5 protein-coding genes are annotated in these 8,469 nt (G+C 65.6%); 4 read left to right on the plus strand and 1 reads right to left on the minus strand.

Going from position 1 to position 8,469, the window contains the following annotated elements:
• Nucleotides 1-109 precede the first annotated feature (109 nt).
• Genes aceE through lpdA form a run of 3 tightly spaced genes read left to right on the plus strand, consistent with a single transcriptional unit; the run spans nt 110 to nt 6,404 of the window.
• On the plus strand, nt 110-2,827 hold the full coding sequence (aceE, locus tag INR38_RS21865) for a pyruvate dehydrogenase (acetyl-transferring), homodimeric type (RefSeq protein WP_088164547.1): 2,718 nt from the start codon (nt 110-112) through the stop codon (nt 2,825-2,827).
• 19 nt (nt 2,828-2,846) lie between these two features.
• A complete protein-coding gene (aceF, locus tag INR38_RS21870; RefSeq protein ID WP_207443085.1) occupies nt 2,847-4,544 on the plus strand; it encodes a dihydrolipoyllysine-residue acetyltransferase in 1,698 nt (565 codons plus the stop codon).
• A 15-nt stretch (nt 4,545-4,559) separates the two neighbouring features.
• Complete coding sequence (lpdA, locus tag INR38_RS21875) at nt 4,560-6,404, plus strand: dihydrolipoyl dehydrogenase (RefSeq protein WP_034394189.1); 1,845 nt, start codon at nt 4,560-4,562, stop codon at nt 6,402-6,404.
• 141 nt (nt 6,405-6,545) lie between these two features.
• On the opposite strand, the gene INR38_RS21880 is transcribed toward lpdA, so the two are convergent.
• On the minus strand, nt 6,546-7,475 hold the full coding sequence (locus INR38_RS21880; RefSeq protein WP_034394186.1) for a LysR family transcriptional regulator: 930 nt from the start codon (nt 7,473-7,475) through the stop codon (nt 6,546-6,548).
• Between the two features lie 65 nt (nt 7,476-7,540).
• Here INR38_RS21880 and INR38_RS21885 point away from each other — a divergent pair, with 65 nt between their 5' ends.
• A complete protein-coding gene (locus tag INR38_RS21885) occupies nt 7,541-8,158 on the plus strand; it encodes a LysE family translocator (RefSeq protein WP_013802226.1) in 618 nt (205 codons plus the stop codon).
• The last annotated feature ends 311 nt before the right edge of the window (nt 8,159-8,469 follow it).

An 8,469-nucleotide genomic window follows, 5' to 3' on the forward strand; every position in this document is an offset into this window, starting at 1 on the left:
GACAGGGTCTGTGCCGCGCAAGGCGTGGTGAACTACCCGCCTGCGTTGGCGCGCTGCGCCGCTCACTGGTTCGACCCCAAGACGCTACCTTCTGCAAGGAGACATTCCCATGACAGCTCAGACTGACCCGCAAGGCAATGCAGGCGTTCCCGCCGGCCTGGACCAACAAGAATCGCGCGAATGGATGGACGCCCTGTCGGCCGTCATCGACCGTGAAGGCGCCGAATACGCGCACAAGCTGATCGAGGACCTGCTCGAACACGCACGCCAGAACAGCGTGGACATGCCTTTCTCGGCCAACACCGGCTATGTGAACACCATCGAGACCTCGCAGGAAGCCCGCTGTCCCGGCAACCTGGAAATCGAAGGCCGTCTGCGCGCCTACATGCGATGGAACGCCATGGCCATGGTGGTCAAGGCCAACCGCCTGCACCCGCCCGAAGGCGGTGACCTGGGCGGCCACATCGGCTCCTTCGCTTCGCTGGCCAACATGTTCGCGGCCGGCTTCAACCATTTCTGGCACGCCGAAAACGAGAACCACGGCGGCGACTGCCTGTACATCCAGGGCCACGTCTCGCCCGGCATCTATGCCCGCGCCTACCTGGAAGGCCGCATCTCCGAAGAGCAGCTGCTGAACTTCCGCCAGGAAGTGGACGGCAAGGGCCTGTCCAGCTACCCGCACCCCAAGCTGATGCCCGAGTTCTGGCAGTTCCCCACGGTGTCCATGGGCCTGGGCCCGCTGATGGCCATCTACCAGGCACGCTTCCTCAAGTACCTGCATGCCCGTGGCATTGCCGACACCGAAAGCCGCAAGGTCTGGGTGTTCTGCGGCGACGGCGAAATGGACGAGGTCGAGTCGCTGGGCGCGATCTCGCTGGCCGCCCGCGAAAAGCTGGACAACCTGATCTTCGTGATCAACTGCAACCTGCAGCGCCTGGACGGCCCGGTGCGCGGCAACGGCAAGATCATCCAGGAACTCGAAGGCGAGTTCCGCGGCTCCGGCTGGAACGTCATCAAGCTGCTGTGGGGCAAGGGCTGGGACGAGCTGCTGGCCAAGGACAAGGACGGCGTGCTCAAGAAGATCATGGCCGAGTGCAACGACGGCGACTACCAGTCGTTCAAGGCCAATGACGGCGCCTACGTGCGCAAGAACTTCTTCGGCCGCGATCCGCGCGCGCTGAAGATGGTCGAGCACATGAGCGACGACGAGATCTGGAACCTGCGCCGCGGCGGCCACGATTCGCAGAAGGTCTATGCGGCCTTCCACGCCGCCAATTCGCACAAGGGCCAGCCCACCGTGCTGCTGGTCAAGACCGTCAAGGGCTTCGGCATGGGCAAGATCGGTGAAGGCAAGAACACCGTTCACCAGACCAAGAAGCTGGGCGACGAGGACATCAAGGCCTTCCGCGACCGTTTCAACATTCCCATTCCCGACAGCCAGATCGCCGACCTGCCTTTCTACAAGCCGGCCGACGACACCCCGGAAATGCGCTACCTGCACGAGCGCCGCAAGGCCCTGGGCGGCTACCTGCCGCACCGCCGCGTGAAGGCCAGCGAGCAATTCACGGCGCCTGCGCTGGATACCTTCAAGGCCATTCTTGAAGCCACGCCCGAAGGCCGTGAGATCTCGACCACCCAGGCCTATGTGCGCTTCCTCACGCAGCTGCTGCGCGACAAGGAAATCGGCCCGCGCGTCGTGCCCATCCTGGTGGACGAGGCACGTACCTTCGGCATGGAAGGCCTGTTCCGCCAGATCGGCATCTACAACCCCGCTGGACAGCAGTACACCCCGGTCGACAAGGACCAGGTGATGTACTACCGCGAGGACAAGGCCGGCCAGATCCTGCAGGAAGGCATCAACGAAGCCGGCGGCATGAGCAGCTGGATCGCGGCAGCCACGAGCTACAGCACGAGCAACCGGATCATGATCCCGTTCTACGTGTACTACTCGATGTTCGGCTTCCAGCGCATCGGTGACCTGGCCTGGGCGGCCGGAGACATGCAGGCGCGCGGTTTCCTGCTGGGCGGCACTTCGGGCCGCACCACGCTGAACGGCGAAGGCCTGCAGCACGAAGACGGCCACAGCCACATCCTGGCCAACACCATTCCCAACTGCGTGAGCTACGACCCGACCTTCGCCCACGAAGTCGCCGTGATCATGCAGGACGGCCTGCGCCGCATGGTGCAGAACCAGGAAAACGTCTTCTACTACATCACGCTGCTCAACGAGAACTACGCCATGCCCGGCCTCACGCCCGGCACCGAGCAGCAGATCATCAAGGGCATGTACCTGTGCAAGCCCGGCCAGAAGGTGCCGGAAAGCGGCCTGCGCGTGCAACTGCTGGGTTCTGGCACCATCCTGCGCGAATCCTTCTTCGCCCAGGAACTGCTGCTGGCCGACTGGGGCATTGCCGCCGACGTGTGGAGCTGCCCGAGCTTCAACGAGCTCACCCGCGACGGCCAGGAGGCCGACCGCTGGAACCTGCTGCATCCGCTGGACACCCAGAAGGTGCCCTTCGTCACGCAGCAGCTGCAGTCGCACAATGGCCCGGTGATCGCATCCACCGACTACATGAAGGCCTACGCCGAGCAGATCCGCCCCTACATGCCCAAGGGCCGCACCTACAAGGTGCTGGGCACCGACGGCTTCGGCCGTTCGGACTTCCGCCGCAAGCTGCGCGAGCACTTCGAAGTGGATCGCCACTACATCGTGGTTGCCGCACTGCGTGCGCTGGCCGAAGAAGGCAAGATCAACGCCACCACCGTGGCCGAAGCGATCGCCAAGTACGGCATCAAGGCCGACAAGATCAACCCGCTGCACGCTTGAGTAAGAACGGGAGACACATATGGCATTGGTAGAAATTCAAGTCCCCGATATCGGTGATTTCGACGAAGTTGCTGTGATCGAAGTGCTGGTCAAGGCCGGCGATCAGATCAAGGCCGAGCAATCGCTGATCACCGTGGAGTCCGACAAGGCCTCCATGGAGATCCCCTCCAGCCACGCTGGCGTGCTGAAGGAGCTGCGCGTCAACATGGGCGACAAGGTCAAGCAGGGCAGCATCATTGCCGTGGTCGAGTCGGCGGAAGCCGCTGCCCCGGCACCTGCAGCCGCCGCACCGGCCCCCGCCGCTGCAGCCCCGGCCCCGGTGGCTGCGCCTGCGCCTGCGCCGGCCGCTGCTCCCGCTGCCGCGCCTGCGGCCTCGGGCGCCGCCACGCAGATCGACATCAAGATTCCCGACATTGGCGACTTCAAGGACGTGGCCGTGATCGAGATGCTGGTCAAGGTCGGCGACACCGTGACGGCCGAGCAATCGCTGTTCACCGTCGAGTCCGACAAGGCCTCGATGGAAATCCCGTCGCCAGCGGCCGGCACCATCACGGCGCTGACGCTCAAGATCGGTGACACGGTCAACGTGGGCGACGTGGTCGGCCAGATGAGCGTGCAGGGCGCTGCCGCGCCTGCAGCCCAGGCTGCGGCCCCGGCACCTGCTGCTGCAGCCCCTGCACCGGCAACTGCTGCCCCGGCCGCTGCAGCTCCGGTGGCTGCCGCTGCAGCGTCGGCTCCCGCCGCTGCACCTGCGCACAACCCCACCGTGGCGCCCACGGGCAAGCTGCCCCACGCGTCGCCCTCGGTACGCAAGTTCGCCCGCGAGCTGGGTGTGCCGCTGGACGAGGTCAAGGGCTCGGGCAACAAGGGCCGCATCACGGCCGACGACATCCAGGCTTTCACCAAGTCCGTCATGGCGGGCGCCGTGCAGACCAAGGCCCAGGCCGCGACCGCTCCCAAGGGTGGCTCCGGCGGCGGCGCAGGTCTGGACCTGCTGCCCTGGCCCAAGGTCGACTTCGCCAAGTTCGGCCCGGTCGAGCGCAAGGACCTGTCGCGCATCAAGAAGATCAGCGGCGCCAACCTGTCGCGCAACTGGGTCATGATCCCGCACGTCACCAACAATGACGAGGCCGACATCACCGACCTGGAAGCCTTCCGTGTCTCCACCAACAAGGAGAACGAGAAGAGCGGCGTCAAGGTGACCATGCTGGCCTTCGTGATCAAGGCGGTGGTTGCGGCCCTCAAGAAGTTCCCCGAGTTCAATGCCTCGCTGGACGGCGACACCCTGGTCTACAAGCAGTACTTCCACGTCGGCTTCGCGGCCGACACGCCCAACGGCCTGGTGGTCCCCGTGCTGCGCGATGCCGACAAGAAGGGCATCCTGCAGATCAGCCAGGAAATGGGCGAGCTGGCCAAGAAGGCCCGCGACGGCAAGCTCGGCGCTGCCGACATGCAGGGCGGCTGCTTCTCGATCTCGTCGCTGGGCGGCATCGGTGGCACGAACTTCACCCCCATCATCAACGCCCCTGAAGTGGCCATCCTCGGCCTGTCCAAGGGCCAGATGAAGCCGGTGTGGGATGGCAAGCAATTCGTGCCGCGCCTGACGCTGCCGCTGTCGCTGTCCTATGACCACCGTGTCATCGACGGTGCCTCGGCCGCGCGCTTCAATGCCTTCCTGGGCCAAGTGCTGGCGGACTACCGCCGCATCCTGCTGTAAACGGAGGCCCGACACATGGCAATCATCGATATCAAGGTGCCCGACATCGGCGACTTCGCCGAAGTGGGCGTGATCGAACTGCTGGTCCAGCCCGGTGACACCGTCGCCAAGGACCAGTCCCTGATCACCGTGGAGTCCGACAAGGCCTCCATGGAGATCCCCTCCAGCCATGCCGGCGTGGTCAAGGAACTCAAGGTCAAGATCGGCGACAAGATCGCCGAAGGCGGCCTGATCCTGACGCTGGAGGCCGCTGGCGAGGCGGCCGCCGCACCCCAGGCGGCAGCACCGGCCCCTGCAGCGGCGGCTCCAGCGCCTGCCGCTGCAGCGCCCGCAGCATCGGCTCCCGCTCCGGCCGCAGCCAGCTACGCTGGTGGCGCGGCCGATTACGACTGCGACGTGGTCGTGCTCGGCGGCGGTCCTGGCGGCTACTCGGCAGCCTTCCGTGCGGCCGATCTGGGCCTGAATGTGGTCATCGTCGAGCGCTACAAGAGCCTGGGCGGCGTCTGCCTGAACGTGGGCTGCATCCCGTCCAAGGCGCTGCTGCACGTGGCCGCCGTGGTGGACGAGGTCAAGCACCTGGAGGTGGCCGGCGTCAAGTTCGGCGCGCCCGAGGTCAACATCGACCAGCTGCGCGGACACAAGGACAAGGTCATCGGCAAGCTGACCGGCGGCCTGGGCCAGATGGCCAAGATGCGCAAGGTCACCGTGGTGCGCGGCTACGGCAACTTCGTCGGTGCCAACCACCTTGAGGTGGAAGAGACCACGGGCGACGGCCAGGAAAAGACTGGCAGCAAGAAGATCGTGCAGTTCAAGCGCGCCATCATTGCCGCCGGCAGCCAGGCCGTGCACCTGCCCTTCATGCCCAAGGACCCGCGCGTGGTGGACTCCACCGGCGCGCTGGACCTGGCCAGCGTGCCCAAACGCATGCTGATCCTGGGCGGCGGCATCATCGGCCTGGAAATGGGCACCGTCTACTCCACGCTGGGCGCACGCCTGGACGTGGTGGAGATGATGGACGGCCTCATGCAGGGCGCCGACCGCGACCTGGTCAAGGTCTGGCAGAAGATGAACGCGCCGCGCTTCGACAACATCATGGTCAACACCAAGACCGTGGGTGCCGAAGCCACGCCCGAAGGCATCAAGGTCAGCTTTGCGCCTGCCAAGGACGGCATCACCGTGCCCGAGCCCCAGGTCTACGACTTGGTGCTGCAGGCCGTGGGCCGCACGCCCAACGGCAAGAAGATCGCTGCCGAGAAGGCCGGCGTGGCCGTCACGGACCGCGGCTTCATCGAAGTCGATATCCAGATGCGCACCAATGTGCCCCACATCTTCGCCATTGGCGACGTGGTGGGCCAGCCCATGCTGGCGCACAAGGCCGTGCACGAGGCCCATGTGGCCGCCGAAGTCATCGCCGGTGAACTGCAGGGCAACAAGGAGCTGGCTGCCAGCGCCTTCAATGCCCGCGTGATCCCCAGCGTGGCCTACACCGACCCGGAAGTGGCGTGGGTGGGCCTGACCGAGGACCAGGCCAAGGCCCAGGGCATCAAGGTCAAGAAGGGTGTGTTCCCCTGGACGGCTTCGGGCCGCGCCATTGCCAATGGCCGCGACGAAGGCGTCACCAAGCTGCTGTTCGACGACAGCCCCGAGGCGCACGGCCATGGCCGCATCCTGGGTGGCGGCATCGTCGGCACGCATGCGGGCGACATGATCGGCGAGATTGCGCTGGCCATCGAAATGGGTGCCGACGCCGTGGACATCGGCAAGACCATCCATCCCCACCCCACGCTGGGCGAAAGCCTGGGCATGGCGGCCGAGGTGGCGCACGGCTCCTGCACGGACCTGCCGCCGCAGCGCAAGTAAGCGCAAGGCCGGGCGTTCAGGCCCGGCAAGAACAGAAAGGCAGCTTCGGCTGCCTTTCTGCTTTGGGAGATGCAGACAAGGACACAGACATCAGTCCGAACACCGGTCCAGACACAGGCACGGCAAAGGGGACAGAGCTGTTCAGGCCTGGGCGCGCAGCCACTGCAGCAATTGGTCGTGCACACCATCTGGCGTGGGCGGAGCGGGGGACAGCAGGCAGTAGCGCGAACCGTCCTCGACAAAGCCCATGGGCGCTGCCAGCACGCCGTTGGCGACGTCGTCGCGCACCAGTTGCCAGGGTCCGATGGCCAGTCCCATGCCTGCCACGGCGGCCTGCAGGCTGAAATAGAAATGGTCGAACTGCAGCTGGGATCCCGACGGCGGCGGCTGGCCGCTGTGCTCTGCCCATGTGGACCAGGCCCCCGGGCGGGTGCGGCTTTGCAGCAAGGGTGCCTCCGGGCGCAGCCCGGTGGCATGCCCCTCGTCGGAGCGCGTGCACCACTGCGCCAGCCGTTCGGGCCGGCAGACCGGGCCTATGCGCTCGGCAAACAGGGTCTCGGCATGACAGCCCGCTGGCGGAGAGAAGTCATCGCGTCGTATGGCCAGATCGATGCCGTCCGCGAAAGAGAAAGGCCCGCCGCCCGCCATCAGGTGCAGCTGCAACTCCGGGTGTTGTTCCTGGAACTGCGGCCAGCGCGGGATCAGCCAGCGCATGAGCAAGGTGGGCTCGCAGGACAGCACCCAGCGGCGCGCCTGCTGCGCGCGCGAGCGCAACTCCTGCGTGGCCTGGCGCATGCGCTCCAGGCCTTCGTGCACGGCCTGGGCCAGGTGGCGGCCCGCCTCGGTCAGGAAGACGCGGCGGCTGCGGCGGTCAAACAGGGTCACGCCCAGATCGTCCTCCAACAGGCGCACGGCCCGGCTGATGGCGCCATGGGTCAGGTGCAACTCTTCTGCCGCCTTGCTGAAGTTCTCCCGCCGGGCGGCCGCTTCGAAGCAGCGCAAGGCCTGCAGCGACGGCAGCCGCTTGCTCGGGGTATGTGAGTTGAGTTCACCAACTGTGTCAGAAAACATCGTTATGTATTTTCATGGAAGGCCAATACTATCCGGCGCGTTGCATTGAATCGAATGGATAACCGATGACCGAATGGATAGCTGTAGTCACCATTACCCTGCTGGCCGTCATCAGCCCAGGGGCGGATTTCGCCATGGTCACACGCAACAGCCTGCTGCGCTCGCGCCGCGCGGGCCTGCTCACGGCGCTGGGCATTGGCCTGGGGGTGCTGGTCCATGTCGGCTATACCTTGCTCGGGGTCGGACTGCTCATGCAGCAGTCCACCTGGTTGTTCGACGTGGTCAAGCTGCTGGGTGCAGCCTATCTGATCTATCTGGGCGTGACCATGCTGCGCAGCCGCCCGGAGGGCGATTTGCCCAGCCAGCCCGTGGCCGCGCTCTCCGACATGGCGGCACTGCGCACGGGCTTTCTGACGAATGCGCTCAATCCCAAGACCACGGTGTTCGTGGTCAGCCTGTTCCTGCAGATCGTGGGACAGGACACGCCGCTGGCCACGCAGCTGGCATATGGCGGATTCATCTCGCTGGCCCATGTGGCGTGGTTCTGCATCGTGGCGCTGTGCTTTTCGGCCCAGCGGGTGCGTGCACGGCTGCTGGCCGTGCGGCATTGGATAGACAGGGCCTTTGGCGGCATGTTGGTGGGATTTGGTTTGCTGCTGGCAACGGCCAAGCTGCGGCTGTGACGTGGTGATGGTCTGACAGGAATTGGTGGGGGAGGACGGGCAGGCAGGCGGCTGCTGCCCGGCATGCGAGGCCTGCGGGGTGCCTTCTGGTACCTCGCAGGCCTGGCTGTTTCTGGCGAGTGTCAGGTTCGCCCGGCAAGCGGGCCGGCGTCCCAGTGGCTTGCGGTTCGACCTGGCACGGCAGGTGTTCATGGTGGGGGCGTGCCATCGTCTCCATGGTGAACGCCAAGGCCTGCTCCCATGCCTGTCTCTTATAGAAATCTGACGCTGCCGACGATCTGACGCGCGTAGATCGTGGTGTCTGCTGTGTC

This window comes from Delftia sp. SD018, assembly GCF_017355445.1.
Taxonomy (GTDB): domain Bacteria; phylum Pseudomonadota; class Gammaproteobacteria; order Burkholderiales; family Burkholderiaceae_C; genus Comamonas; species Comamonas acidovorans.

Bases quoted from the DNA above. Each gene is read 5' to 3' on its own strand.
- lpdA (WP_034394189.1), top strand. From the start codon at position 4,560: ATGGCAATCATCGATATCAAGGTGCCCGACATCGGCGACTTCGCCGAA.
- INR38_RS21885 (WP_013802226.1), top strand. From the start codon at position 7,541: ATGACCGAATGGATAGCTGTAGTCACCATTACCCTGCTGGCCGTCATC.
- aceF (WP_207443085.1), top strand. From the start codon at position 2,847: ATGGCATTGGTAGAAATTCAAGTCCCCGATATCGGTGATTTCGACGAA.
- INR38_RS21880 (WP_034394186.1), bottom strand. From the start codon at position 7,475: ATGTTTTCTGACACAGTTGGTGAACTCAACTCACATACCCCGAGCAAG.
- aceE (WP_088164547.1), top strand. From the start codon at position 110: ATGACAGCTCAGACTGACCCGCAAGGCAATGCAGGCGTTCCCGCCGGC.